Genomic DNA, 26,068 nt, shown 5'->3' on the forward strand with positions numbered 1-26,068 from the left:
GTCGCGGCAACCGGGAGTTCCGGAAGCGGTCGGGAAGAATGGGCGACGGTCGTGCGTTGAACCGCTCGACGGCAGCGCAGGCTGCACCCACCCGGCCCCGGCGCCGGCGGAGAGAGGATTTCCCTTGGCTACCCAGACCCTGACCCAGCAGAACTTCGACGAGATCGTCACCGGCAGCGACGTGGTGCTGGTCGACTTCTGGGCGTCGTGGTGCGGCCCGTGCCGCCAGTTCGCCCCCACCTTCGAGGCATCTTCGGAGGCACACCCGGACGTGGTGCACGGCAAGGTGGACACCGAGGCCGAACAGGGCCTGGCCGCGGCCGCGAACATCCGCTCGATCCCGACGATCATGGCGTTCCGTGAGGGCATCCTGGTGTTCTCGCAGCCCGGCGCGTTGCCGCAGGCAGCGCTGGAGGACCTGGTCACCCAGGTCAAGGCCCTCGACATGGACGAGGTACGCAAGCAGATCGCCGCGCAGCAGGAGGCGTAGTCCACCAGTACATCGGCCCCGTGACGTTCGCCGTCACGGGGCCGATGTCGTCTGCCGAGCCCCGGTCACGGGGCACGCGTCACAGGGCGAGCGCAGTCTCCGTGTAGCCGCCGGGCATGCCACGACGGCGGAACCACTCGAGACCGAAGGCGGAGCGCAACTGCTCCACGGGCATCGCGAGGAACGGTCCGAAATCGCCGACCTGGGTGGCGTGCGCGAGCATCGCCGCCCGCTTGGAGTCGATCTGGCCGGAGACGTCCACGACCGTGGTGATCTGGTCCTCGGGCAGGCCGAAGGTGTCGACGTCCGGCGGCTGCGCCTCCTCCGACCAGGCCGGGTTCGCGGCGATCATCCGCTTCATGTGGTCGCGGTTGACCGCCGCCTCGTAGACGCGGGCCACACCGGCCAGTTCGGTGGCGCGGACGCCGACCCGGTGGACCTGGATGTGGTCGGGGTGCCCGTAGCCGCCGTTCGGGTCGTAGATCGTGACCACGTCCGCGGACTCCTCGGCCAGCACCTCGGCCAGTCGTCCCGCCGCGACCTCGACGTCGACGTTGCAGAACGCGTCGGGGTGCGTGTTGTCGTCGGTGCCCGCCATCCCGGAGTCGCGGTAGTGCAGCGGGACGACGCGGTGCACTCCGAGCGCGGCAGCGGACCGGTCCAGCTCGGCGCGGCGGCGCTGCGCGAGGGTCTCCCCCGGGGTCAGGATCCCGTCGGGCACCTCACCGAGCGCCCCGTCGGTGGCGGTGACCAGCACGACGCGGTGACCGGCGTCGGAGGCCTGCCGGATGACCCCGCCGGTGATGAACACCTCGTCGTCGGGGTGGGCGTGGAAGCAGACGAGCACCGCCATCGTCAGAGTTCTCCCGTCATCAGTGCGCCGCCGCGTCCCAGCTGCGGCCGTCCCCGACCGAGACGTCCAGCGGCACGGACAGTTCGATCGCGCCGGCCATCTTCTCCCGAACCAGCGCCTCGACCGCCTCCCGCTCGCCGGCGGCGACCTCGAGCACCAGCTCGTCGTGCACCTGCAGCAGCATCCGGGACCGCAGGCCCGACTCGCGCAGCGCAGCCTGCACGTCGATCATCGCGACCTTGATGATGTCGGCGGCAGTGCCCTGGATGGGGGCATTGAGGGCGGCACGTTCGGCGACCTCGCGGCGCTGCCGGTTGTCGGAGTTCAGGTCCGGCAGGTAGCGGCGGCGACCGAACAGCGTCGAGGTGTAGCCGTCCTTGCGGGCCTGCTCGACCACCTCGTGCAGGTAGTCGCGCACCCCACCGAACCGGGCGAAGTAAGCGTCCATCTGCGACTTCGCCTCCTCGGTGGAGATCTTGAGCTGCTGCGCCAGCCCGTAGGCACTCAGGCCGTAGGCCAGGCCGTACGACATCGCCTTGACGCGGCGCCGCAGCTCGGCGGTGACCTCCTCGATCGGCACCCCGAACGCGCGTGAACCGACGAAGCTGTGCAGGTCCTCACCGGTGTTGAACGCCTCGATCAGACCCTCGTCCTTCGACAGGTGCGCCATGATGCGCATCTCGATCTGGCTGTAGTCGGCGGTCATCAGCGACTCGTAGCCTGCGCCGACGACGAAGCCGTAGCGGATCTGCCGGCCCGCATCCGTGCGGACCGGGATGTTCTGCAGGTTCGGCTCGGTCGAGGACAGGCGTCCGGTCGCGGCGACCGTCTGGTTGAACGTGGTGTGGATGCGGCCGTCGTCCGCGACGGACTTGAGCAGGCCGTCGACGGTGACCTTGAGCCGGGTCGCGTCCCGATGTGCGAGCAGGTGCTCGAGGAACGGGTGCTGGGTCTTCTCGAAGAGCGACTCGAGCGCCGCCGCGTCCGTGGTGTACCCGGTCTTGGTCTTCTTCGTCTTCGGCATCTCGAGCTTCTCGAACAGCACCACCTGGAGCTGCTTCGGCGACCCGAGATTGATCTGTTCGCCGATCACCTCGTAGGCGGCGTTCGCGGCCGCCGCGACCCGGTCCGCGAACGTGGACTGCAGATCATGCAGGTGGTCGGTGTCGACGGCGATGCCGGTGCCTTCGACGTCGGCGAGGACCTCGAGCAGCGGCAATTCCAGATCGGTGAGCAGTCGCGCCGACTCGATCGCGGCGAGTTCGGTGTCGAACGCGGCGGCCAGGTCGAGAACCGCACGGGCGCGCAGGATCTCGGTTTCCGCGGCCTTCGCCTCGGCGTTGTCCTCGTCGTCGAGCAACGAGAGCTGCGCCTCGCCGCCGTCCTCGACCCGCAGTTCCCGCTTGAGGTAGCGCAACGAGAGGTCGTCCAGGTTGAAGCTACGCTGGCCGGGCCGCACCAGATACGCGGCGAGCGCGGTGTCGCTGGTCAGCCCGCCGAGACCCCAGCCGCGGCCGTGCAGGGCGTGGATCGCGGCCTTGGCCTCGTGCAGGGCCTTCGGAGCTTCGACGTCCCCCAGCCATTGGGCCAGCGCCTCCTCGTCCTCCTCGGTGACGGTGGACGCCACGATGTAGCCACCCTCGCCGTCGGCCGCGGCGATCGCGAGCGCGGTCACGTCACCGCCGTAGGGGGCACCACTGCCGACCACGGACAGCGCGGCGCGGGCCCCGTCGCTGACGTGCTCGGCCAGCCACGCCGCGACCTCGCCGGGGGCCAGCACGCCGCCACGCACCTCGAAGCCCTCCTCGGCCTCGGGTTCGGCGGACGCGAGGGTGTCGAACAGGCGGTCCCGCAGCACGCGGAACTCGAGGTCGTCGAACAGCGCGTGGATCTTGTCCCGGTCCCAGGGCGCGAGCGCCAGCTGCTCCGGGGTGTAGGGCAGCGGGACGTCGCGCACCATCTCGGTGAGCTGCCTGTTCATCACCACCGACGACAGGTTCGCGCGCAGCGAATCGCCGACCTTGCCGCGCACCTCGTCGACCCGGTCCACCAGTTCGGTCAGGGAGCCGTACTCCCGGATCCACTTGGCCGCGGTCTTCTCCCCCACGCCCGGGATACCCGGCAGGTTGTCGGACGGGTCCCCGCGCAACGCCGCGTAATCCGGGTACTGCCGCGGGGTGAGGCCGTACTTCTCCTCAACGGCCGCCGGGGTGAAGCGGGTCAGGTCCGAGACGCCCTTGCGCGGGTACAGGACCGTCACGTCGTCCGTGACGAGCTGCAGCGAGTCCCGGTCGCCGGTGCACACCAGCACCCGGAAGCCCTGCTCCGTTGCCTGTGTGGTCAGGGTGGCGATGATGTCGTCGGCCTCGAAGCCGGCCTCGGCCATCACCGGGATGCCCATCGCGCCGAGCACCTCCTTGGTGATCTCGACCTGCCCCTTGAACTCGTCCGGGGTCTTCGCGCGGTTCGCCTTGTACTCGGGGAACGCCTCCGCACGGAACGTCTGCCGGGACACGTCGAAAGCGGCCGCGACGTGCGTCGGCTGCTCGTCACGCAGCAGGTTGATCAGCATCGAGGTGAACCCGTACACCGCGTTGGTGGTCTGCCCGCTGTGTGTCTTGAAGTTCTCCGCAGGCAGGGCGAAGAACGCTCGGTAGGCCAGCGAGTGTCCGTCGAGGAGCAGCAGCGTCGGCTTGTCGCCGGAATCGGTGACGGAGGGGTCGAGGTGGGATGCGGGGGACGTTGTCGGGCTCACCGCAGTGAGTCTAGGGAGCGACCCCGACAGGATGGCAACGGACACCGGGCACACATCACCCGACACCGAGGTAGGCGTGCTTGACCGCCGGGTCGGCGAGCAGTTCGGCACCGGTGCCGGTCTTGGTGATCTCCCCGGTCTCGAGGATGTACGCGCGGTCGGTGCGGCGCAGCGCCTGCTGCGCGTTCTGTTCGACGAGCAGGATCGTGGTGCCCTGTGCGTTGATCTCGGCGATGATCCGGAAGATCTGGGCGATCACCATCGGCGCCAGCCCCATCGACGGTTCGTCGAGCATCAGCAGCCGCGGCCGGGCCATCAGCGCCCGCCCGATCGCGAGCATCTGCTGCTCGCCGCCGGACATCGTGCCACCGACCTGCGCACGTCGCTCCCCGAGTCGTGGGAACAGTTCGAACACCCAGTCCAGCCGCTGCGCGTACTCCGCCTTGCTGTCGAATGTGCGTGCATAGCAACCCATGTCGAGGTTCTCCTGCACGGTCATCCCGGGGAACACTCCGCGCCCCTCCGGCACCTGCACGACGCCGAGCCCGACCCGCTCGTGCGCCTTGACGTGGGTGATGTCCCGGCCGTCGAACACGATCCGGCCGCCGCCCAGCGGCAACAGCCCCGACAGCGCCCGCATGGTGGTGGACTTGCCCGCCCCGTTGGCGCCGAGGAGGGTGACCAGTTCGCCCCGGCGCACCTGCAGCGAGATGCCGTGCAGCGCGCGGATCCGGCCGTAGCTCACGACCATGTCGGCGACCTCGAGCAGCGGCGCGGCCTCCACGACGGGATTCGGATCAGGCTGGTTCATCATCGGGAACCCCCAGGTAGGCGGCGACCACGGCCGGGTTCTCCCGGATCGCGGCGGGCCGGTCGTCGGCGATCTTGCGGCCGAACTCGAGCACCACGATCCGGTCGGTCACCCCCATCACCAGCCGCATGTCGTGTTCGATCAGCAACACGGTGAAGCCGTCGTCGCGGATCTTGCGGATCAGGTCCATCAACGCGGCCTTCTCGCTCGGGTTGAACCCGGCGGCGGGCTCGTCCAGGCACAGCAGTTTCGGTTCGGTGGCGAGCGCCCGGGCGATCTCCAGCCGGCGCTGGTCGCCGTAGGAGAGGTTGCGGGCCTTCTCCACCGCCCGCGGCGCGATGCCGACGAACTCGAGCAGCGCCATGCCGCGCTCGACGGCGTCGTGTTCCTCGCGCCGGTGCCGGGCGGTGCGGAAGATCGCACCGGGCACCGAGGTCCGGTGCCGCGCATCGGTGCCGACGACGACGTTCTCGAGCGCCGTCATCTCCCCGAACAGCCGGATGTTCTGGAAGGTGCGGGCGATCCCGAGCCGGGTGATCTCGTTGCGCTTGGTCGCCCTGGGGCGAGCGAAGCGACGGGGGGATGACGCGGTGAGGGGCCTGCCGTCGAAGGTCACCGAGCCTGCGGACGGCTTGTAGACGCCGGTGATGGCGTTGAAGCAGGTGGTCTTGCCTGCGCCGTTCGGACCGATCAGTCCGAGGATCTCGCCGCGGCGGATCTCGAAGCTCACGTCGTCGAGGGCGACGAGGCCACCGAACTTCACGGTCAACCCGTCGGTGCGCAGCAGGGCCGAACCCTCTTCGACCCGGATGTCTCGCTGCGGGGCAACGACTTCCGCGACTGCGTCGGGATCGACCAGGGCGGGGTCGAGTGCGGCGACGTCCACCACCCCGGCTGTCGGGACGTCCGTCTCGGGCGCCATCTGCGCCGCCATGTCCTCGTTGTCGAACATCGCGTCGCCGGCGCCCGGTCCCGCGGTCACCGCGCACCTCCGTCGGTCGCCGGTTCCGTCCGGGTGGCCGGTCTGCGCACCGCCTGGTAGACCTGCCTGCCGTAGGCGAGCAGTTTCTGACGCGCCGGGAACAGGCCCTGGGGCCGGAAGATCATCAGCATCACCAACGCGAGTCCGAAGAACAGGTACTTGTAGTCGCCGAGCGATTGGTCGCCGACGTGGATCGACATCGCGCGGTTCGGCAGATACACGATGACGAACGCACCGACGATGACGCCGAGCTTGTTGCCCTGGCCGCCGATGACGACCGCGCACAGGAACAGCATCGAGTTGATGACGTTGAAGCCGGTCGGGTTGATGAACTGCACCTGCCCGGCGTACAGCGCTCCCGACAGCCCACCGATCGAGGCGCCGATCGTGAACGCCCAGAGCTTGAACTTGAAGGTGGGCACCCCCATCATCTCGGCGGCGTCCTCGTCCTCCCGGATCGCCACCCAGGCCCGGCCGACGCGACTGCGTTCGAGGTTGCCGACGATCAGCAGCACCACGATCACCATCGCCATGCCGACCCAGAACCACCACACGCCGGAGTTCACGTTGCCGCCGGTGTTGCCGGCGGAGAACACCCCGTACGGATTCGCCTCCGACTCGCCGACGTGCGGGTAGGCGATCTGGGACAGGCCCTGACCGCCGTTGGTGACGTCGGTGAGGTTGTCGGCGAGCAACCGGACGATCTCGCCGAACCCGAGTGTGACGATCGCCAGGTAGTCGCCGCGTAGTCGCAGGGTCGGGGTGCCGAGTATCAGGCCGGTGATCGCGGTGATCGCGACCGCGAGCGGAAGACACGACAGCCACGCCCAGTCGGTGGAGAAGAAGGCGCTGGTGCCCATCTTGTTCCACGGACTGTTCGGGCTGGTCAGCAGCCCCACGGTGTAGGCGCCGACGGCGTAGAAGCCGACGTAGCCGAGGTCGAGCAGCCCCGCCTGGCCGACCACCACGTTCAACCCGATCGCGATGAGCGCGACCATCGCAAATTGGGCCATCACACCACCGAAGTCGGTGCCCGGGGTGTCCAACAGCGGCGGCCGCCACACCGGCAGGATCGCGATCAGCGCGATCAGGGGAACACCGACCAACCACTGCATCGGCCGGGCGAGCCCGTTCCACCACTCCCGGATCGCGTCACCGACACCGCGGCCTCGGGCGGTACCGCCGCTGTTCCGCCCGGGCGCCTGGGCGGTCGCCTCGTCGACGCTCATACCCGCACCCTCCCGAGGCTCTCGCCGAGGATCCCGGTCGGCCGGAACATCAGCACCGCGATCAGCAGCACGAACGCGACGACGTCCCGCCATTCCGTACCGAAGACGACCTGCCCGTAGTTCTCCATCAGCCCGAGCAGGAGTCCACCGATCAGGGCGCCGCGCAGGTTGCCGATGCCGCCGAGGACGGCTGCGGAGAACGCCTTGATACCGAGGATGAATCCGCCGTTGTAGATGATCCCGGAGGGGATCTTCAGCGCGTAGAGCATTGCGGCGGCGCCGGCGAGGAGTCCGCCGATCAGGAAGGTGAGCATGATGACCCGTTCCCGGGAGATGCCCATCAGCGTGGCGGTGTCGGGGTCCTGGGCGACGGCTCGGATACCGCGGCCGAACTTGCTGCGGTTGATCAGCATGTCCGTTGCGGCGGTCAGCACCAGCGCGGCGACGATGATCACCAACGTGACGTTCGTGACCGATGCCCCGCCGATCGAGAACACCTCGACCGGCTGTACCAGCTTGATCGGCTGCTGCGCGTTGGTGCCGCCCAGGCCGGGCCAGATCTTCGGCAGCACGTAGTGCACGAATTCCTGGATCACGAACGACATTCCGATCGCCGTGATGAGGAAGACGAGGGGTTTGGCGCCGCGTCGGCGCAGCGGGCGGTAGGCGACCCGTTCGAGGCCGACTGCGGCGGTGCCGGAGACCGCCATGCCGAAGATCATGGCAAGGCCGAGGAACACGACGGTCATCACGACGCCCTCGTTGTACACGTTGCCGCTGGGGGCGAACCCGAGCAGTTGCAGCGCCACGTACTGGCCGAACAGCCCGAGCATGAAGATCTCGGAGTGCGCGAAGTTGATCAGGCGCAGCACACCGTAGACGAGGGTGTATCCGATGGCGACGAGCGCGTAGATGGCGCCGTAGCTCAGGCCGTCGACGGTCAACTGCCAGAAGCTCTTCGTCAGTCCTTCGATGTTGAAGTCGATGTTGCCGGCGAGGAGGTCGACGCTGCCCGCGTACAGGGCGGTCGAGTCGGCGAGTGCGGTCGCGATCATCGCGGTCTCTCGTTCACTGGTGTGGAAGAAGGTCGGCTACGACGGCCGACCGGGCACCGCGAACATGCCCGGTCGGCCGACGGTCACTTGACCTCGTAGATCTGGATGAGCGCGTTCGCGAGCTCACCCTGAGCATTCCACTGGTAGCGCTTGCCGACACCCTGGCCGTTGTAGTTGCGGACGAAGTCGAGCATGCCTGCGCGGTCCTTCACACCGGAGTCGATCGCGGCGAGCATGATCGTGGTCAGGTCGTAGCCCTCGACGGAGTAGACGCCGGGCGCCTGCCCGTTGAGCGCCTCGTACTGCTCGGCGAGGGCGTCGGGAGCGGGGATGCACGGGCAGGTCAGGATCGCCTCCTTGGAGGACTCGCCGGCCTGCTTGACGAACTCGGGATCGTTAGTGCCGTCACCGGAGCTGAACAGCGCGGTGACACCCCCCTCCCGCAACTGGGTCACGAACGGTGCGGCCTCCGCGTAGTACCCGGAGAACCAGACCGCGTCCGGGTCCTCGCCCTTGATCTGCGCGACGGTCGCCGAGAAGTCCTTCTGACCGGTCTTCACGCTCGCCGAGCAGGCCGGGTCGGCGGCGGGCCCGAGGCTCTCGGTGACCACCCGCGCGAGGCCGACGCCGTAGTCGGAGTCGTCCTGGATCACGCAGACCTGCTGCTTGCCGAGGGTGCCGGTCAGATACTTCGCGACGACCGAGCCCTGACTGTTGTCGTTGCCGAGACCGCGGAAGAAGGTGGTCCAGCCGTTCTCGGTGAGCGTCGGGTTCGTTGCGGACGCGGTGAGGAACGGCAACCCGGCCTGGTTGAACACCGCGCCGGTGGCCTTCGTCTCGCCGGAGAATGCCGGACCGAGCAGTCCGATGACGGACTGGTCGCTGACGATGTTCGGTGCGACCTGTGTGGCCTTCTGTGGGTCGCCCTCGGTGTCGAACTGCTTGATCTCGACCTGGCAGTTCGGGTTGTTCTTGTTGTGCTTGTCGAGCGCCAGTTTCGCGCCGTAGAGGATGTTCTGACCGAGGGCCGCGTTGGCGCCGGTCAGCGCGCCGGCCATCGCGATGGACACCCCCTGGCAGGTGGCGTTGCCGCTGCCGGCCGGGTCGGCGGCGTCGGTGACGTCCGTGGACGAGACCTCGGCGCCTGCCGCGTCGAGAAGTACCTGCGGCTGAATGCTCAACCCGCTGCCGGCCGCACCGGTGCCGGTCCCGGACGATCCACTGTCGGTCGACTTGCTGCTACACCCCGCCACGGCGAGGGTTGCGGCGACTCCCAGAACCAACGCGCCTCGCGCTGCACGACGATGCACGGTCCACCTCCCGTTCTCTGCGCTCTCCGACGGGTCGTCAGGTGCCGACCACGCCAGCTTCGGAGAGAACATAGCGTCGCCGCTATCTCCTTGCACCGCAATGAATCGACGTGGCGGGATTCGTGTTTCGAGCGTTACCGACCGGCAAACGCACCCGGCGCGCGAGGGCGGAGAGGATCGACAGGCCCCGAACAGGCCGAACGCACCCACGCCCGGCGAACCGCGCGGTCAGCGGGAGCGGCGGCGGAAACACGCCGGTAGCGCAGTGTTCACCGTCCGCCGAGGGTTTCGAGGATCACTTCCGCGACGACCTTCATGGTGGTGCGCCGGTCCATCGCGGCGCGCTGGATCCACTTGAACGCCTCCGGTTCGGTGAGCGACTGGGACGTCATCAGCACACTCTTGGCCCGCTCGATGAGCTTGCGGGTCTCGAAACGCTCGGTGAGGCTGGCGACCTCGGCCTCGAGGGCGGAGATCTCCGAGAACCTGCTGGCGGCCAGTTCGACGGCGGGCACCAGATCCGCCTTGGAGAACGGCTTGACCAGGTACGCCATGGCGCCGGCGTCCCGGGCCCGTTCGACGAGTTCACGCTGACTGAAGGCCGTCAGGATCACCACCGGCGCAATGCGTTTCGCCGCGATCTCGGACGCCGCGTCGATCCCGTCGCGGCGGGGCATCTTGACGTCCATGATCACCAGGTCGGGGCGTAACTCCTCGGCGAGTTCGACGGCACGCTGCCCGTCGCCGGCCTCGCCGACCACGTCGTAGCCCTCCTCGCGGAGCATCTCGACGAGGTCCATCCGGATCAGCACCTCGTCCTCGGCCACCACAACACGGCGTGACGCCGGACGGCGCTCCTGCCCGACCGGATCGTTCATCGTCGGCCTCTCCCTTCGTTCGGCAGCCAACTGCCGACACGATCGTTCCAGCCGTCGGACAGCCCCTTGCAGGGTACCGGTGCTTGACGTGACGAACGGATCATCTACAGTCGGTATCCGCACCAGCCCTCGTATCCCAATTGGCAGAGGAAACGGATTCAAAACCCGTGCAGTGTGAGTTCGAGTCTCACCGAGGGCACCACGAAACGCCAGGTCAAAGCTCTTTTTGACCTTCTGAAGTTGCCCTTTTGCCCCACACATGGGGCCGGATGGGGCAAGAGCTTGTCCACACCTGGGGCATTGCGTCCGTTCACCCCCACCAATAGGTGACCCCCGCCAGCGTTGGAGCGCTACGGGGGTCGGGACACGAACGGATGCACCCGCCATGCCCAGATCAACGCTAGCGCGCACCACCGACAGGTTCGAGTCGACCCGCGTCTACGCACTTACCGCCGCCCTCATGGCCACCTTCTATGCCGCCATGCTTGGCGCCGCGCATCTCATCATCACGTTGGGCTGGTACGCGACGTAGCGGCCTGCCCCGTTCTCCACGGCCCGCCCGTGGGGTTCGGAGTGGATCGCTCCGCTCGTCGTCCACAGGACTGCCCGACGCAAACCAGCAATCCCCGGTGCTCCACATGCCCTCAACCGGGAGGGACGCCCGACCTGAGGGGTGCACACCACAGGTACGGGTCCGACACCCAAGCTCGCCCACAAGCCGTGGACGGGCTATCGGTGTTGGCCTGACGCGATACGGGGATGTGGTTCGTGGGTTGTTCCGGGGTGGGGTTACGGCTTCTGCCACCGCCAGGTGTCCGCCCCGCTCTAGACCCCACCACCTGCACACCGTGCAGCACAAACCAACTCAACGAGAACAGGAGTCAGCTTTGAACATCACCACCACCAACGGAACCAGCATCGTCGCCACCCGCGATGGGGACTTGATCACCATCATCAGCGGCGACCAGGAACTAGACCTCACCGCCGCAGACCTCCAGGAACTCATCGCCGCCGGCCACCTCAACCAGGTTCTCGCAGACGCGGAAGCCGACCCCCTCCGCGCAGACGAGAAGGAGCAGATCAGCGCTCTGACGCAGGCTTACGAGACGGGTTCGCCGCACCTCCGCGCTGCATTGACGGCAGTCACCAGCTAGGCCCCAGACACGACGAAAGAGCCCCGCTCATCCATCACGGACGGGCGGGGCTCTCGCTGTTCGCTAAACATGTCGGTGGAATCTGCAATGCTCTTCGACGGCAACGAATCAGCAGGGGGAAATCGTGGAGCAAGTAGAGCAACTGCGTCAGGCACTCACCCACCTCATGGGCCTCGGGCCAACGATGGCGCGGATCAGACAAAGGGCGGACCGCAGCGAAGCACTCCACAAGTGGGCAGTACGACCCCAACCACCACAGCCGGGCAGCCCCTTAACTCTCGCCGACTCTCGGTTCCCTGAGGCGTTCGGCGGGCAACTAGTCACAGAGGCCGCACTGTTTCCCGCCATGAACGCAGCAGAGAACATAGCTACCGTCGCCCACATCGTCGCCGGGTGGGACACCAGTGGAAAGCGTCGATTCACGTCGATCGCGACCCTTTGCCGAGCCGCATACGAGTCCGCAGCCCGGACCATTTGGATGCTCAGCCCCACCGATCCCGATGAACGCTATCGGCGGTGCATCACCCTCACAGCCAACGAACTTCGGGAACAGGCGAACTATCACAAACTAGTCAACGAGGCCCACGACAGTGGTGCGCAGATGATCCCAGCCGAGCGCTATGGGAGCTTCGAAACGCATTCCAGCAACGTGCTGGAACGGCAAGCACTCATACGGTCACTCAAGCCGCAGAAGTGGGAAGGCTTCACCAAGCTCGTGCACGATGCGTCCGACTGGGTTGCCGACAACCCGCCGATCCACGTTGAGAGCGAGACTCAGCTAGTCGACATGCGCGCCCAAGGCCGTAGCTTCTACTCGATCGCTTCCAGCCTCGTTCACGGCCTCAAATGGGCGTTGGAGTACATGCACGAGTTCAACGAGCCGCACTATTTTGCAGCAGACAGCCTGGCAAGTGCGGTGAACATGACGGAGTGCGCAGTGGCCCTGTTTGAAGCTCAGGCGATCAACTTGGAGAACCCTTCGCCTCGTGAGGTGCACTATCCGCCATATCTGGAGCCAACGATTCAGCAGTGGGCGAAGCTGTACCAGTAAAGACCTGCTACGTTGGCGTCCCGTGTCATTCAAACGAATGGCGATCCGGCGTGCCTACCAACACCGACCACCACCATCACGGGATGCTTCACAGATGGCAACCCGCGTCGCTGGACAGACACCCACGCAGGCACCCGAACGTGTCACAGCCTCGAACGATCTCGACTTCGAACATCCCGCCCGAACGAACGCCTGCGCAATCATCGCCCTCCTGTGCGCACTTCTCGTCCTCGCACTGCCCGCCTTCGTCTTCGGCATCATCGGCATGAGGCAGACAGCCCGACGCGACGAAGAGGGCTGGGGAATGGCATTCGCGGGTGTCATTATCGGCGGCCTCGAACTGATTGTGGGTGCCGGTCTGTTGGGGATCTTCGGCGCCAGCATCAGTGAAGGTGTCGCCCTTCAGTGGTGAACGGCTTCCCATACCGATGGCTCATGTCTGTGCCCCGAAGGGGCTCCGCTTCTCACGGAGCCCCCGCCTGACTCACCCCCGGCTACGCGACCGGCACCGGAACTCCGTCGCTGATGTATCCCCGAATGGTCGAACGGATCTGGTCCGCAACCTTGTAAATGTCCACGACAGACTGAATGTCGTGGCGAACCCCAGTCTTGTCCGCATCCTCGAACGTCGTCACGAACTTGACGCTCTTACCGTTCAGGTGAAGCCGAATGATCGGCTTACGGTTGTTGTCGTCCAGCAGGACCGCGAAGTAGGTCTTCGCATCCCGGAACACGACCCGCTCGGGCGCGACCTCAGCGACCGCGATAGCCCGAACGATGTTGAACCCTTCGAGCTCCTCGTCTGTCGTGACAATGTCCGCGTCCGGTGCCTGCACCTGCTCCGCTGCCTTTGCTGCTGGCTGCTCGGTCGGAGCTGGCACCGCTGCGGTTTCAACCTGCACCGCTTCGCCACCAAGAGCACTCTTGAGCCGGTCGTTCACCTGATCGCTGATGTACTGGGCCGTCGCCTTTGAGACCAGGCCCCGGAACTGGTCCACAACCTTCTGCGTCGCCTTGCCCTCGTAGGCGCGGGCGACGAAGTACCGGACCCAATCGTCGGTCGGTTCCTTGATCTCATTGGCAATGATCCGCTTAATCATGCCGATGTACTTGAGTTCCTCGGCAGCACTGACCACCGAGTCAATGTCGAACGACTCCTTCGACAGCTTCTGAATCTCCGGGACCAAGGTCCGGTCAATGTCGAGAAGGTCGAACACCAAGAACGGCTTCTCGTCCATCTTGTTCGGTGCATCACCATCGGTGTAGACCTGGTAGACCTGCCCGTTCGTCAGAATGGCGATCCTGGCGGAGGTCACATGGAAGTACCGGAACAACTGCGACGCATGGTTCAGGTTGAGCGGCTCCCCGACCTTCTTGCATTCGATGAGAATCTGAACTTCGCCATCCTTCATGATGGCGTAGTCGATCTTCTCGCCCTTCTTCACTCCAACGTCCGCCACGAGCTCCGGGACAACCTCGCTCGGGTCGAACACGTCGTAACCGAGGACCGACGAGATGAACGGCATGATGAAGGCGTTCTTGGTCGCCTCTTCCGTCTCGATGCTGGCCTTCTTGTCGCGAATCTTCGCGGCAAGTACGTTCAAGCCCTCGGTAAAAGTCATTCGGAAACTCCCTGCTAGACGGCTAATTTTCCGAATGTTATCCCACGGAAACGACCGAGAGCGTAACGACGCAAACCGCAATCATTCAATGAGATGAATCAGGACCGTTCGCCTTCAACGATCGCCGCCCATCCCCGTGCCCGCCGGCCACCAACCGCAGGTCTATGTCATTCGATTGCATGGCCCTTCGGCGCGCCTGCATACGCCGACAACACCGACTGCCGACGCTTCACCAATGACGAACACCACCGCGCGTCTGCTCGCAACCGCACCGATCGCACTCATCATCCTCACGGCATGTTCCAACAACTCCTACAGCACACCCGAAGGACCGTCAGCCGTAGCCGCCAACGCGACAACAACCGCGCGGAGAACAAGCACGCAAGCAACCACCAAGCCACCCGCAGCACCCAAACCCACACCGGCCACCAAGCCAAGCACTCTGCCGCTACCCGATCCGGCGAAGCTCGACGGAATCAACTACGCCGACCCGGAACTCGACCCCGACAAGGTTCTCGACGACTTCCTACGCATCGACGGACCGCTCCCCGACCAACTCCGCGCCAAAGGGCTCTCAGACGACGACGTACTCGCGGTGACCGTCTACCAATCGATGGCATGCGAAGCGATCCAGGCAAGCCCTGACCTCAAGTCCGCGTTCGATCCCGCCACGGTCCGCGCAGACATGACCTCCAACTACAACATCACGATCGACCTTCAGACAGCACAGAGCATCATCGCCGCTTGCTGAACGATGGAATCCCCCACCGGCCAGGCCACACCGGACACGCTCGACCACCAGAACCCGAGAGGGGTGGGGGGTAGCCCCGCCAGCACACGCGGTCTTTTACGACCACCCAGCGACCCATATCTATAGGCCGGATTTCGGGGGGTAAATTAGTTGCAACCTTCAACCATCCCTGCTGGTCGGACACCAAAAGGCTTTGTGAAAAAAGCTCTCTGGTGGTCGTCAGGCGACTATCGGAAGCGCAAGCTGTTCGAAATTTCTCGACCGTGTGAGAAAAGGTCGCTGGTAGGTGGAAACGACCGCTTGATCGGGAAGGGGTACCACCCCCACCCCAACCCCGGTGGGCACCCATAGAGGTAGCCCACCGGGTCGATGGTCACCAGAAACCGCCGGCATTCCCGTTCGGGTTGTGGTTGAGGATGCGCTCCCCGGCATTGCTGCCGTTGGTCCCTGCCGAGGGGTTGACGTGGGTTCGTCCACCTTGGATCGACAGTGGCCGTTCTGCGTCGGTGATGGGGTCAACGCTTCGGGGCGGGACGATTGGTGTCCTGTCCGGTGTCGGTGTCCGTTCGGCGATGACTTCGGCGATGGCCTGGTCACGTTCGCTCTGTGCCTGCGCTTCCTGCCATTCGGTGTGTGCGCGTTCGTCGGCTTCCCGTTGAGCCTGTCGGGCTTCTACTGCGGTAATAGCGCGTCTAACAGCGTCTTCGGGTGTTCCTGGGAGTGGCTGGTGGACGCCGGCCTGTGCGGCTGCGAGTGCTGCGGAGAGGATTTCGTGGTCGAAGATCACCGGGCGGCCAACTCAGCCTCATGAGCGCGGCGGGTGGCTTCGGCCTCTTCAGCGCTCGCGGGGACATACGGAAGAGCCAGGACCATCTTGAAGAACATGTCACGGCCATCATCGGTTTTGTTGTACTGACCCCAGTAGTACGTATCGCGAGGCTTCCGGTACTCCCACCATTCGAGGGCGGCGGCAGGTGGCTCGGGAATCGCCCCGGCGGCGCGCAGCCGATTCCGAATGTCGAGCACATCCCGATACCTCGCATCCAGTGCAGCCGCAACCCGCCACTCTTCTACCGCGCCCCGGCCGATGGCGGTTCCGGGGTCGTGAACATCTCGTAGTGTCGGCTCAATCTTCAACGCCGCGTCAGTGATGGCGGCGAGTTCGTCGTTCATAGCCTTTGCCGCCTTTGCGGCCCCGCCGACTGCGGCTCGCACGCTCTCGTAGGCTTCGAGTACCGTCGCCGAGTAGACCGCTTCAGCCGCTTCAACGATTAGCTCATGCTGTGGAACCGACGTCGCTGCCGATGGCAGATCATCCAGTGACAGCTCCCCGCTCACGATCCGGTTTGCGAGGGTGGCTGCCGCATTATTGGATCGGTTGCCGGTGATTTCGGCCTGTTCGGCCCGGTCAAGCAGCGCGGTGATCTGGTCGGCACCCTTGCGGTTCAAGAGTCCGAGGAACTGGAGGTCGTCAACGAGTGTGCGAGTCCGGTCGGCAAGCTGGGTGTGGTAGCTGGGTGGGTTGAAAGTCCTAGTGCTCAATAGAATTCCTCAATCTAGGGTCGGCGTTGTGCCGAGTATGTGGAGTAGATGGGCGTCGGTTTCGGCGCCTGTACGGGACGTGTGGGCACGTGTTTCGGCGCCTGTGAGGGTTTGGGCGCGGCATTGCGTTCAGCGGCTGCGAGAAGCTGTTCAGCGACCGCGCGTAGGAGTTCGGGCGGAACCTTGATGTGTCCCGTGCCTGCAATGAGGCGGACTGCCCCGGTTTTGGTCCGGCTGACCCTGAGTGTGTGGTCGCCGGCCTGGAGCTTCACGAGTCACCAGCCTTGCGCTTCGCACGCGTCAACGATCAGGTCGGCAACGTCGCGGGCGATATCTTTCGGTATCTGCAAGTACCTGTGTCCACGATCCAATTGGATGTAGTCGCGTTCGGCGCGCACGTCGATGCCGGTGCGGGTGATGTTGGATCGCCTAGTTCTGGGCACTGTCGTTCCCCTTCAGTCGTGCTCGGACGATGTGTTCGCAGCGGTCTGCGTAGTCGAGTAGTTCGCCGGCCAGTTCCCGCAACTGAAGTACCCGCACATCGACGTAAGACCGTCCACGAACGATGCGGGCGCTGTCCCACCTGTGAGGAGTTCGTTCGAGGTGAGCTGTCTCGTAGTCGCTCATCGTGTTGCCGCCCACTTGGCGGGTGTGGTGTGCCTGTACATCTGCCCGAGCGCGGGTGCGGGGGCCAACGTGCGGATGGTGTCCGCGATGGCGACCACTTCATCGAGAGGCAGCGTGATTGTGTTGACGCCATCAGTGATGGTCACCGTGTCGTCTGCAAGTTCAAAGTTCACCAGTTGGTTCCTTGGGCTACCAGATGTTTCGCCACGGCCGGTTCGGGTGCTTTCGGATGCGAACCCAGCGGTAGAGGCGCGCGAGGTGGTCAGTGGCATACAGCGTGTTGCAGTTTGTTCGTGGTGGTGCACCGCACATAGGGCACGTCACTTCCCAGCACGAATGAGGCAGTGGTGGGCGTTTGACCATCTAGACCCGCTTGGTCAGCGCGTCAACATCGGCTTCTTCCACGACGAGGATCTTCGGTCCGCGTCGGGATGCGGGGAGTCGCCCGGCTTTGATGTATCGGCGCAGTGTGTCGACGGAGAGCCCGGTTCGGTCGGATACTTCCCGTAGGGTGATGAGTGCCATTGTGGGCACCTCCTGGGTGTTGGTTGGGAGTGGTTGCCACACAAGGGCTTACCCACGAATGCTTAGATTCTCCCAGGTAGTCCTAGTGCGATCTTTCGTCAAACCCGTTCAGCCAAAACACTTCTGACGGCTTTCTTTTGATAGTCCCCGAGGTAGTCCCGGCGGTGTCCCCACGGGACAGATCAGCATCACGCCAGGTCACAGCGTTTTCGCCGCGTCTGGTCGGGTCGAGGTAGATGGAGTCCCACCGTGACTACCGCCGTGAGTCACGTCAGTGTCACACTGTGACACATCGGCATCCGTGCTGGTAGCAGACTTTCACGAGTGGCGCCGAGGGCTCGTGGGATCTCCACGAGTGTCCGTCGACTCGACTCAGTGTCGACCGTCGACAACTCGGCATCAGAGCAGGTCAAAGTGTTTTCGACAGAAGCGGCGAGCGTTAGCCGTTTCGCTCTGGGCCATCTACATCGCCATTGGCCCTAGTTCTCTAACTGTCCATCACCGTGCGCATCTTTTCAGCGCGCGGTGATAGGTGCGTCAGCACCGGTCATCTCTTTCTTGGGGTGCGCCGCTCTCGACTCACTCCCCTGCCCTCACCGGCGGGGGGCCTCGATCATCGCCTGCGGCGCTGAACGATAGCGAGAAGAGGTGGGATCGTCTCTTGTTGGGGCCACCGCCGTAGGCGTGCCTGCCTCCACGGCAGAGTGGCGGGGTGTGGGGCAGAGCCCCGCGCGGTAGGCACCAAACAAGACAAGGGCGGGTGCAGTAGAGGATCCACCACACCCGCCCATAGCCTCATGTTGACTTCATGCGGGGGCTTTGCCCCCACTCCCCCACCCTCCACCGGCCGGGGGCCTCGATCACGCTGACGCGTGAACGATTGTTTGAAAGAGAAGTTGGTCTAACACATACCCACAGCCGTACCTACCCCCTTTTCTATATAGGGGTGGAGTAGATACGGGTATGAGTATGGAGACAAGCGATACCTGTACTCGTACCGAAACCCACCCCATAGGTGGAGGAACTGAGGTATTGGGTATGCCGCAGGTAAGAGTGCAGATACAAGACAAGGCGGGTGCAGCAACCGAAGTCACCACACCCGCCCGCAACCTCATGTCCGCCCTCAGGAACCCGCGTCAGATCACGATGCCTTCAACTCGCCGGAGATGTCCCTGGCATCATCCAGCGCCCGCTTCGCGTTGTCCTGCGAGCAGCGAAGGAAACTCTGAGCCTCCTTGATTGACGACGGCATACGTCCCGCGTTCAGAAGCTGATCAACCCGCTCTCGATGCTCCCGCTCCCTCTTGTCCGCTGTCGATTCCTTCGCCGGAAGTTCAGTCGCCCGCGGTTCGATATACCACGAGAGTGCATCACCCCCGCCGGCCACGAGAACGAAGTCACCCAGCAGAGGCTCCTTCGACTTGTCATGGGCCACCTGAGACCTGACACCGCCGTGCCGATCCTTGAACACGTTCAGGTGCACCCGCCCACCTCTACCTGGCGAGAACGCCTCAGCGACAGTGATACGCAGCATCACGCCACCCGTAGCCCGCCTCTTCGCCATCGTCCCTGTAGGTCCATGCGCCCGCGAGTTGTCACCCTTAGACAGGTGATCCACCACGACCACCGCCGCGCCGGCCTGAGCCAGAGGCGTAAGCACACGACGGTGCACGTGCGTGTAGTCGTCAGAATCGTTCGAGGAAGCCGAGAAGATTGGCAGTAGTTCGCCGATCGAATCGAGCACCACGAGATCCGCGCCCCATGCCACGAGGTCCGCAACCAGGGCACCGAAAACCACCTCGTCATCAGGAGAAGTACAGCGGAACGCCTCCTGATCCACGAGCACGTCACGATCAACCCCGAGATTCAGAAGATTCTTGGCGATTGCCTGCACCCCGTTGTGGTCGATGTCGATGAACGCCACACGCTTGCCGATACCCAGTTCGGCGGCGACAGCGGCGAGCGCAACCCATGTCTTACCTGATTCAGGATCGCCGAAGACTGAGTTGACCTTGCCGGAGTAGAACAGGCACTGATCCTCCGCCCATCGCATCGTGTCGGGGAGTACCTGAGTGCCGCCGTTGTCGAGAACGTCGGCAATATTGAAGTAGTAGACCATGTAATTCCCTTGTGAGTCGTCCGCGTCTGTCGCGGCACTGAGTCCTGTATGTAGGCGTTCCGGATTGGTCAGGTGCTTGCGGCCCGCCGCTTCGGAGGAATGGTTGCGTTGGGCTTGTCGAGCACTGCCGCGAAGTCGTAGTAGGTGACTCGTGGTGTTGATGTATTGCCCTTGCGTTTCCGTGCCGCCCTCATCAACGTCCCCTCCGGGTCGAACGTCGTCCACGCGGCGCGACCGGCTCACACATCGCGGCAACGTCGCATCGCCTGATTCGGAGGATTCGCGGCCCTACCCGCGTTGCAGCCAGCGAACCATCGGAGATCCGACGACGGACAGTCTTCGTGCTCACGCCGAGTTCGTTCGCAACTTCGGCAACAGTCATGTGATCGCGCATTGGCACCTTCGATTATGTTGCGGGACAGACGTTTCCGGTGAGTCCCAACACGGGCTATTCCGTCGCCTCGTGTCCACATAAAGGTATGGGCAGGGTTGGACGATGCCGTGGCATCCGTGTCCGTCAACGATCACAAAACGCCAGGTCGCCCTGATGCGATGTGACGCGGGACACGCAGATATTGAGACCCGCACCACACCGCAGCGCGGCAACCACCGCGACTAGCCCAGAACCGACCGAATCGAGTCCCACTGCGAATCGCCAACCGACGCATACCGCTGCGTCACCGACAACGAACCATGCCCCAGCAGCTTGCCCACCGCCTGAATCGGCACCCCCGACTGCACCAACAGCGACGCGTAGGTATGCCGAAGGTCATGCGGACGCACATGCCCTACGCGACGGCGCCGGTTTCCCTCCCCCACGAACGCAGCCTGCCCAGCAGCCTCAAGAGCATGAGCGAACGAAACCCCGTTCGGCGGTGTACCCGCTGACGTGCCCAACACCAGCCCGTAACCCGGCTTCCGCATCTCCCGATACTCGACACCCGCAGGCGGCGCACCGTAACCCGACTCCTCCAACCGCGCATCCAACAGGTTGGCCAGACGCTCACCGATAGGGATGGTGCGCTTCGCGTGAGTCTTCGGCGGCTTAAAGAACTTGCCCGCACGGTCGTGAGCCCACACCACCTGGATTGTGCCCGCGTCCAAGTCCACGTGATCCCAATGCAGGCCGGTAGCCTCACCCCACCGCATCCCAGTGCCCACCAGCAGTTCGAACGCCAACTGATGCCCGTCCGCGAGCACTTCTCGAATCGCATCCACTTCCGCCGACGACAACCACCGCTCAGGGCTCGGCGGGATCTTCGGCAACTCCACACCCGTGCACGGATTCGCGGGTATCAGATCAGCGAGCACCGCAGCCTTCATAGCCGAACTCAACACGCCGACAATCTTCCGTACCGTGGACGCCGACAACCCCGACTCCACCAGCTCGATGGCCCATGCCTGCACGTCAGCACGAGAGATATCGGCCAGTTGGTCGTCCTCCCACTGCGGCAGCACATGCCGGGCTAGTCGCTTCTGATCCTCACGGCGAGTCGAATCCTCCACTTGCCTGCCCGCCGACCACACCGGGCACCACTCCCCGAAGGTCACATCAGACCGGGCCGGTAGCTGTCGTGCACCGACTTCCGCAGCGTTCGCCGCCTGTTGTGCCGCGCGCTTCGAATCGAACGTGCCGGCCGATTTCTTCCGGTTCGACCCGTCGCGGTACATGCCCCGGTAGCGACCGGAGGGAAGCTGTTCGACCCACGCCATGCAACGGATACTAGGGCAACGCCGTGGGGCAAGGTGGCAGACATGTGGGGCAACGTGTGGCAAAGTAGCGTCCACGACTGGGGAAACGTGGGTCATCGTGTCCACATCAATCAGACGTGAAAGTGGCTCTAAACTGGGACAACTCGCAAATATTGACAGGTCAGAGAGTTTCAGGTAAGAATCACTATGAACGGATTCAAAACCCGTGCAGTGTGAGTTCGAGTCTCACCGAGGGCACCACGAAACGCCAGATCAGGCCCCGAACAGGCCGAACACGCCGAACACGCCGCGTGGTTGCTCGCACTCGCCGCACAGCCGCGAGAAGCGGTCCGGCTGCCCCCAGAAGGGCCGCAATCGTTTTGACGAGACGAGGACGGGGGCGGACGTTCGACCGCTCGGGTCCTGGGGCAGGCGTCGGCGCGGCGACGGGCTCGGGGAGTGCGGTCGCGATGAACGCCCTGTCAACGGCCATGGCCGCTCAGCCGCACACTCACGTTCGGCTGGCACTCGCCGAGCGGTGGTGAGACCCTTCATTCGAGCACAGCGTGCAAAGTTCCCGCCTCGAGGAACGAGGGACACGATGAGCGGCGATTCCACCACCTCCACGCGTGGCGGACCTCGCGCGGAGCGGCGCTGGACCGCATCGGTATTCGTCGTCGTCGCAATGGTCGTACCGTTCCTGCTTCCCGCGCACTACTCACCGGGCGCCGACTGGCTCCTACCCGCGATCGAAGGGGGCGTGCTCATCACACTGATCGTGGTCGATCCAGGTCGTATCGATCGGCCCGGACGGTGGGTGCGGGCGCTGTCGATCGCGCTCGTGGTCGCGATCGCCGCGGGCGCGGCGTGGGGTTCGGCACGACTCGTCTGGGATCTGCTGCATGGTGCCCCGCAGACAACCGAGCCGGTCGAACTGCTCGCCTCGGGGGCACTGGTGTGGTTGCAGACCGTTCTCGCGTTCGGCTTCCTGTACTGGGAACTCGACGGCGGCGGACCCGTGACCAGGCATGTACGGCCGTCACCCCACCCCGATCTGGCGTTTCCCCAACAGCTCGATCCCTGCCTGGCCCCGCCCGGGTGGCGGCCGGTGTTCGTCGACTACCTGTATCTGGCCCTGACGAACGCCACGGCATTCAGCCCGACCGACGTCATGCCGCTGGCCCGCTGGGCGAAGCTCGCCATGGCCGTGCAATCGATTCTGTCGGTCGTCATCCTCGGCCTGGTCGTCGCCAACGCGGTCAACCTGCTCGACTGAGTTCCCCTCGGCCACCCATCGAGGACTTGTCGGCAGCGCGTGCCAGGATCTCGGGATGACCGACACACCGTGCCGAATCACGTCACTGCTGCCTCGGCGCGACGCGTAGGCGCCGGCGTTGGCGACAAGCCGCCGTCGTCCGGCGAAGAAGTCCACGAGAAAGCCGTCCACAGCCGCGGCGGCGCCGGTGCCCGGCCCCGGCGAGCGAGCGTGGATGCTCGACGTCCCGCACCGGGTCAGTGCTCCCGGCGCGCTCTGGAACAAGAAGCTGCGCTGCCACGTCTACATCGGGCAGGAGCTGCCGCAGGCGCTCGCGCCGTTTGCCGCCAAGCCGTACAGCTACCAGCAGTGGATCGAGGACGACCTCAACGGGACTCGGGGTTCGTCGGCAACGGCCGCACCCAAGATTCCGCGGCCCGAACAGCTCTCGGCGGCACGCGCGATCGCGGACGCGGCACGGCACGGGATGCGTGGCATCGCGCTGTTCGACGACGTGGGGATGGGCAAGACGATCTCCGCGGTCCTCGGGGCGCGGGAGGTCCTCGACCAACGCGCCGGAACCAGTGTCCTGGTGATCGTCGATCGTCCGACCGCGATCACCGTCCCGTCATGGCGGTCGACGATCGCGGCGGTCGGCGACGGCGGCCACCGATGGCTGATCTGCTCCCCCGATCAGTTGAAGAAGCTGATCGCGGCCAACGGCCGGCCGAAGTTCTCCTTCGACGTGGTCGTCGCCGACGAGGCGCAGAACTTCCGGCGAGACTCGCAGCGCACCGACTACATGCGCCGCATCACGAAGATGCTCGCGCCGCCCGCGAAGGCACCGTTCCTCATCGCCTCCACCGCCACCCCCGGCCACCACCCCGGCGAATGGCGTTATCTGTCCTCTCTTTTCGCGCAGATCCATGGCGAGGACCCGTCCGAGTGGGACGACCTCGGGGCCCGGCTCGCACGCGCCGGCCTCCCGCTCGCCCGCACATTCGGCACCTGGCAGTGGTCGACCGAGGCGAAGGAGCAGGTGTCATTGCAGGCCGAGGCAGTCGACACGGTACGCAGGTGGCTCACCGAACACGACCCGCCACTGATGATCCACCGCGACTCCCCCTGGGGGCCCGCCCCGATCGACGGTCTCGGCGTCGAACTGACCCCCAACGAGCAGGAACAATACGACCTGCAGTGGGGCGAGTTCCGGCGCGAAATGGGGTTGGCGCGCACAGGATCCGACACCGCGCGCGGCCTGGCCGCACTGCTCCGATTCCGACAGAAGGCCGGAATGATCCGGGTGCCACACACCGTCGACCTCGCCGCAGCCTACGTCGCGCGCGGCTATCAGGTGCTCGTCGCGGCGGAGATGGTGTCCACCGCAGCCGATCCGATCGCCGATGCACTCGAGAACCGGGGAATCCCGGTCGCGCGGATCTTCGGTGGGCGCGCCGACGCCGAGGAGCAGAGGCTGCGTTTCCAACGCGGGCAGGCGTCGGTCTGCGTGTTCACCGCGACCACCGCGATCAGCCTGCACGCGAACGAGCATCTCTCCGACGGGACCCGGGCGACAGCGACTCCGCGGATCGGATTGTTCCACCAGCCGCGGTATTCCGGGATCGCCGCGCGCCAGACCGTCGGCCGCGCGCATCGCGACCACCAGGTGTGCCCGTGGTTCCTGCTCTACAGCGAGGGAACCATCGAGGAGGAGGCCGCCACGACGATGGTCCAGCGCCTGCTCGTGACAGCAGCGTCCGTCGACGGCGACACGAGTGCGCTGGGTGCGATCGCAGAACTGTTCGGGGCCGAGTGGTTGCCGTCCGACGCCCTCGGATAGGCGCTCTCGGACCCATCGACGCCCGGACCGCGGGCACGGGGCGCCGGGAACGTCACCGGCCGCCCGAGGTTGTGCGACCGCATGCCCGGGCGCAAGGTTGACATACAGCACCGGCACCATCGAAGAAGTCCGCCATGAACGCAACAGCCCTCCGCGCGGCAGTCGTCGCCGTCGTCACTCCCCTGCTCCTGATCGGCCCCTGTATCGCCGGGGCCGCGGCGGTGCCGATCACTCCCGATCCGGTCCACCCCGTCGTCCTGATCGGTCAGAAGACGGATCCGCTCGGCGCCCTGCTGGCGTGCGCGGGGACGGGACTCATTCCGGTCTTCGGGCCGAACATCATCTTCCCGATCTGCCTGGCCTGAGCCGACGCCCCCGGCACCGGTCGCCCGCGCAGCGAGCGCGGGTGGGCCGCACCCGGGCAATCAGGCCGGTTTTCCGGTCCGCGGCTCGGCGGTCGTCTAGATTGCTGTCGGGTCGCGGGGGTCGATCACTCCTGCCGCCGTCGGGGTCGCCGCGAATCCGGCTCACCCTTCCGAGCCGTATCTTCCGGGCCGTTTCGCGAACGACGACAGGAGTCTCTCAGTGGTGGACAGGTTTTCCAGGCGTCATCTCGTGGCCGCGGGCGTTCTCGCCGCGGTGTCCCTGACCGCACCCGCCACGGCGGCAGCCGCCCCGGCGCCGGGTGAGGCGATCGAGCACGTCAATCTCGGCGACAGTTTCAGCGCCGGGTCCGGCGTGTTCCCGATCGTGCCGGGCACTCCGCTGGCGTGCGCGCAGTCCGAGCGGAACTTCGCGCATCTCGTGGCCGCAGAGCGCGGCTACCAGCTCACCGACGTCAGCTGCGGCGGCGCCAAGACCGAGGACTTCTACAGCCCGCAGTACCCGGGTCTGCGTCCGCAGCTGGACGCCCTGTCCCCGTCGACGGACCTGGTGACGATGACGATCGGCGGCAACAACAACGATACCTTCTCCGGTGCCATGGCCAAGTGCGTCGGGGCGGGCCTGTCCCGGCCGGGTGCATGGAATCCGTGCCAGGAGCAGTACGGCGACAGCATTGCCGAACCGGTACGGACGCAGACCTACCCGGCACTGGTGCAGGTGCTGCGTGACGTGCACGCCCGCGCCCCGCATGCGGAGGTCGCGATCGTCGGCTACCCGCACCTGCTGCCCCCGACCGATGGGTGCGCACCCGCGATGCCGCTCGCACCCGGCGACGTCCCCTACCTGTACGAGCTGCAAACGGTCCTCAACGACGTGGTCGCGCGGGCCGCGGCCGAGACGGGTACGACCTTCGTCGACGTGTCGGAGTCGTCGACGGGCCGGGACGGCTGCCAGTCCGAGCAGCAGCGCTGGGTGGAGCCGATGATCGGTGCGATGCAACCCGTTCCGGTGCACCCGAACGCGGCCGGGGAACGCGCTCTCGCAGATGCTGTACTCGCCGTCGTCGACGTGGGCTGACGGTCCCGGCGTGCACCGCAACCACCCGACGCACCCCTGACATGACGCGACCCCCGCCGCTCACCG

At 65.5% G+C, this 26,068-nt stretch carries 26 protein-coding genes and 1 tRNA gene; 11 read left to right on the forward strand and 16 right to left on the reverse strand.

Annotated features, from left to right (window positions below; all coding sequences use genetic code 11):
- Positions 1-124 precede the first annotated feature (124 nt).
- On the forward strand, positions 125-490 hold the full coding sequence (gene trxA, locus ACWEPG_RS18280) for a thioredoxin (protein WP_450135155.1): 366 nt from the start codon (positions 125-127) through the stop codon (positions 488-490).
- 79 nt (positions 491-569) lie between these two features.
- On the opposite strand, the gene ACWEPG_RS18285 is transcribed toward trxA, so the two are convergent.
- From ACWEPG_RS18285 to ACWEPG_RS18320, 8 genes are all read right to left on the reverse strand, one after another.
- A complete protein-coding gene (locus ACWEPG_RS18285; protein WP_452594935.1) occupies positions 570-1,343 on the reverse strand; it encodes a PIG-L family deacetylase in 774 nt (257 codons plus the stop codon).
- A gap of 19 nt (positions 1,344-1,362) precedes the next feature.
- Positions 1,363-4,098: a DNA polymerase I gene (polA, locus tag ACWEPG_RS18290; protein WP_452594936.1), complete on the reverse strand. Its 2,736-nt coding sequence runs from the start codon at positions 4,096-4,098 to the stop codon at positions 1,363-1,365.
- Between the two features lie 55 nt (positions 4,099-4,153).
- Positions 4,154-4,912, reverse strand: a complete 759-nt coding sequence (locus ACWEPG_RS18295; RefSeq protein WP_450115492.1) for an ABC transporter ATP-binding protein — start codon at positions 4,910-4,912, stop codon at positions 4,154-4,156.
- Positions 4,896-5,861, reverse strand: coding sequence for an ABC transporter ATP-binding protein (locus tag ACWEPG_RS18300; RefSeq protein ID WP_450115550.1), 966 nt, complete (start codon positions 5,859-5,861; stop codon positions 4,896-4,898). Before ACWEPG_RS18300 ends, ACWEPG_RS18295 begins: the two co-directional genes overlap by 17 nt.
- 26 nt (positions 5,862-5,887) lie before the next feature.
- Positions 5,888-7,120 (reverse strand): branched-chain amino acid ABC transporter permease, encoded by a 1,233-nt coding sequence (locus ACWEPG_RS18305; protein ID WP_450115493.1) that lies wholly within the window; start codon positions 7,118-7,120, stop codon positions 5,888-5,890.
- A complete protein-coding gene (locus ACWEPG_RS18310) occupies positions 7,117-8,175 on the reverse strand; it encodes a branched-chain amino acid ABC transporter permease (protein WP_450115494.1) in 1,059 nt (352 codons plus the stop codon). Before ACWEPG_RS18310 ends, ACWEPG_RS18305 begins: the two co-directional genes overlap by 4 nt.
- A gap of 83 nt (positions 8,176-8,258) precedes the next feature.
- Entirely contained in the window at positions 8,259-9,485 is a 1,227-nt protein-coding gene (locus ACWEPG_RS18315) for a branched-chain amino acid ABC transporter substrate-binding protein (protein ID WP_450115495.1), read from the reverse strand.
- Between the two features lie 269 nt (positions 9,486-9,754).
- Positions 9,755-10,363 (reverse strand): ANTAR domain-containing response regulator, encoded by a 609-nt coding sequence (locus ACWEPG_RS18320; RefSeq protein WP_450115496.1) that lies wholly within the window; start codon positions 10,361-10,363, stop codon positions 9,755-9,757.
- A 125-nt stretch (positions 10,364-10,488) separates the two neighbouring features.
- Between ACWEPG_RS18320 and ACWEPG_RS18325 the strand changes: the two genes are divergently transcribed.
- From ACWEPG_RS18325 to ACWEPG_RS18345, 5 genes are all read left to right on the forward strand, one after another.
- Positions 10,489-10,565 (forward strand) — tRNA-Leu (locus ACWEPG_RS18325).
- Positions 10,566-10,748: 183 nt separating this feature from the next.
- Positions 10,749-10,895: a hypothetical protein gene (locus tag ACWEPG_RS18330; protein ID WP_452594937.1), complete on the forward strand. Its 147-nt coding sequence runs from the start codon at positions 10,749-10,751 to the stop codon at positions 10,893-10,895.
- A 355-nt stretch (positions 10,896-11,250) separates the two neighbouring features.
- Positions 11,251-11,517: a hypothetical protein gene (locus ACWEPG_RS18335; protein WP_452594938.1), complete on the forward strand. Its 267-nt coding sequence runs from the start codon at positions 11,251-11,253 to the stop codon at positions 11,515-11,517.
- A gap of 346 nt (positions 11,518-11,863) precedes the next feature.
- The gene (locus ACWEPG_RS18340) at positions 11,864-12,568 is read left to right on the forward strand and encodes a hypothetical protein (RefSeq protein WP_452594939.1); all 705 of its coding nucleotides are present in this window, start codon (positions 11,864-11,866) and stop codon (positions 12,566-12,568) included.
- A 94-nt stretch (positions 12,569-12,662) separates the two neighbouring features.
- Positions 12,663-12,980, forward strand: a complete 318-nt coding sequence (locus ACWEPG_RS18345; protein WP_452594940.1) for a DUF4190 domain-containing protein — start codon at positions 12,663-12,665, stop codon at positions 12,978-12,980.
- Positions 12,981-13,062: 82 nt separating this feature from the next.
- Here ACWEPG_RS18345 and ACWEPG_RS18350 read toward each other — a convergent pair whose 3' ends face one another.
- Complete coding sequence (locus ACWEPG_RS18350) at positions 13,063-14,190, reverse strand: type I restriction endonuclease (RefSeq protein ID WP_452594941.1); 1,128 nt, start codon at positions 14,188-14,190, stop codon at positions 13,063-13,065.
- A gap of 235 nt (positions 14,191-14,425) precedes the next feature.
- Here ACWEPG_RS18350 and ACWEPG_RS18355 point away from each other — a divergent pair, with 235 nt between their 5' ends.
- Positions 14,426-14,941 (forward strand): hypothetical protein, encoded by a 516-nt coding sequence (locus ACWEPG_RS18355; RefSeq protein ID WP_452594942.1) that lies wholly within the window; start codon positions 14,426-14,428, stop codon positions 14,939-14,941.
- A gap of 373 nt (positions 14,942-15,314) precedes the next feature.
- Here ACWEPG_RS18355 and ACWEPG_RS18360 read toward each other — a convergent pair whose 3' ends face one another.
- From ACWEPG_RS18360 to ACWEPG_RS18390, 7 genes are all read right to left on the reverse strand, one after another.
- The gene (locus ACWEPG_RS18360; RefSeq protein ID WP_452594943.1) at positions 15,315-15,728 is read right to left on the reverse strand and encodes a hypothetical protein; all 414 of its coding nucleotides are present in this window, start codon (positions 15,726-15,728) and stop codon (positions 15,315-15,317) included.
- On the reverse strand, positions 15,725-16,483 hold the full coding sequence (locus ACWEPG_RS18365) for a hypothetical protein (RefSeq protein ID WP_452594944.1): 759 nt from the start codon (positions 16,481-16,483) through the stop codon (positions 15,725-15,727). The genes ACWEPG_RS18360 and ACWEPG_RS18365 overlap by 4 nt, the downstream gene beginning before the upstream one ends.
- Positions 16,484-17,106: 623 nt before the next feature.
- Positions 17,107-17,283, reverse strand: coding sequence for a hypothetical protein (locus ACWEPG_RS18370; protein WP_452594945.1), 177 nt, complete (start codon positions 17,281-17,283; stop codon positions 17,107-17,109).
- Between the two features lie 190 nt (positions 17,284-17,473).
- Positions 17,474-17,635 carry a helix-turn-helix transcriptional regulator gene (locus ACWEPG_RS18375; RefSeq protein ID WP_452594946.1) on the reverse strand — a complete coding sequence of 54 codons (162 nt, stop codon included), beginning with the start codon at positions 17,633-17,635 and terminating at the stop codon, positions 17,474-17,476.
- A 1,141-nt stretch (positions 17,636-18,776) separates the two neighbouring features.
- On the reverse strand, positions 18,777-19,754 hold the full coding sequence (locus ACWEPG_RS18380) for an AAA family ATPase (protein WP_452594947.1): 978 nt from the start codon (positions 19,752-19,754) through the stop codon (positions 18,777-18,779).
- Positions 19,755-19,947: 193 nt separating this feature from the next.
- A complete protein-coding gene (locus ACWEPG_RS18385) occupies positions 19,948-20,148 on the reverse strand; it encodes a helix-turn-helix domain-containing protein (protein WP_452594948.1) in 201 nt (66 codons plus the stop codon).
- A gap of 221 nt (positions 20,149-20,369) precedes the next feature.
- Entirely contained in the window at positions 20,370-21,467 is a 1,098-nt protein-coding gene (locus tag ACWEPG_RS18390; RefSeq protein WP_452594949.1) for a tyrosine-type recombinase/integrase, read from the reverse strand.
- 580 nt (positions 21,468-22,047) lie between these two features.
- On the opposite strand from ACWEPG_RS18390, the gene ACWEPG_RS18395 reads away from it, so the two are divergent.
- The 4 genes from ACWEPG_RS18395 to ACWEPG_RS18410 all read left to right on the forward strand — a co-directional run bounded on the left by ACWEPG_RS18395 (position 22,048) and on the right by ACWEPG_RS18410 (position 26,002).
- Positions 22,048-22,722, forward strand: coding sequence for a hypothetical protein (locus ACWEPG_RS18395; protein ID WP_450115497.1), 675 nt, complete (start codon positions 22,048-22,050; stop codon positions 22,720-22,722).
- Positions 22,723-22,936: 214 nt separating this feature from the next.
- Positions 22,937-24,541: a DEAD/DEAH box helicase gene (locus tag ACWEPG_RS18400; protein WP_452594950.1), complete on the forward strand. Its 1,605-nt coding sequence runs from the start codon at positions 22,937-22,939 to the stop codon at positions 24,539-24,541.
- 134 nt (positions 24,542-24,675) lie between these two features.
- On the forward strand, positions 24,676-24,906 hold the full coding sequence (locus tag ACWEPG_RS18405; protein ID WP_450115499.1) for a hypothetical protein: 231 nt from the start codon (positions 24,676-24,678) through the stop codon (positions 24,904-24,906).
- A 223-nt stretch (positions 24,907-25,129) separates the two neighbouring features.
- Positions 25,130-26,002: an SGNH/GDSL hydrolase family protein gene (locus ACWEPG_RS18410; RefSeq protein ID WP_452594951.1), complete on the forward strand. Its 873-nt coding sequence runs from the start codon at positions 25,130-25,132 to the stop codon at positions 26,000-26,002.
- Positions 26,003-26,068 lie beyond the last annotated feature (66 nt).

The sequence above is a fragment of the Rhodococcus sp. NPDC004095 genome (assembly GCF_053604015.1).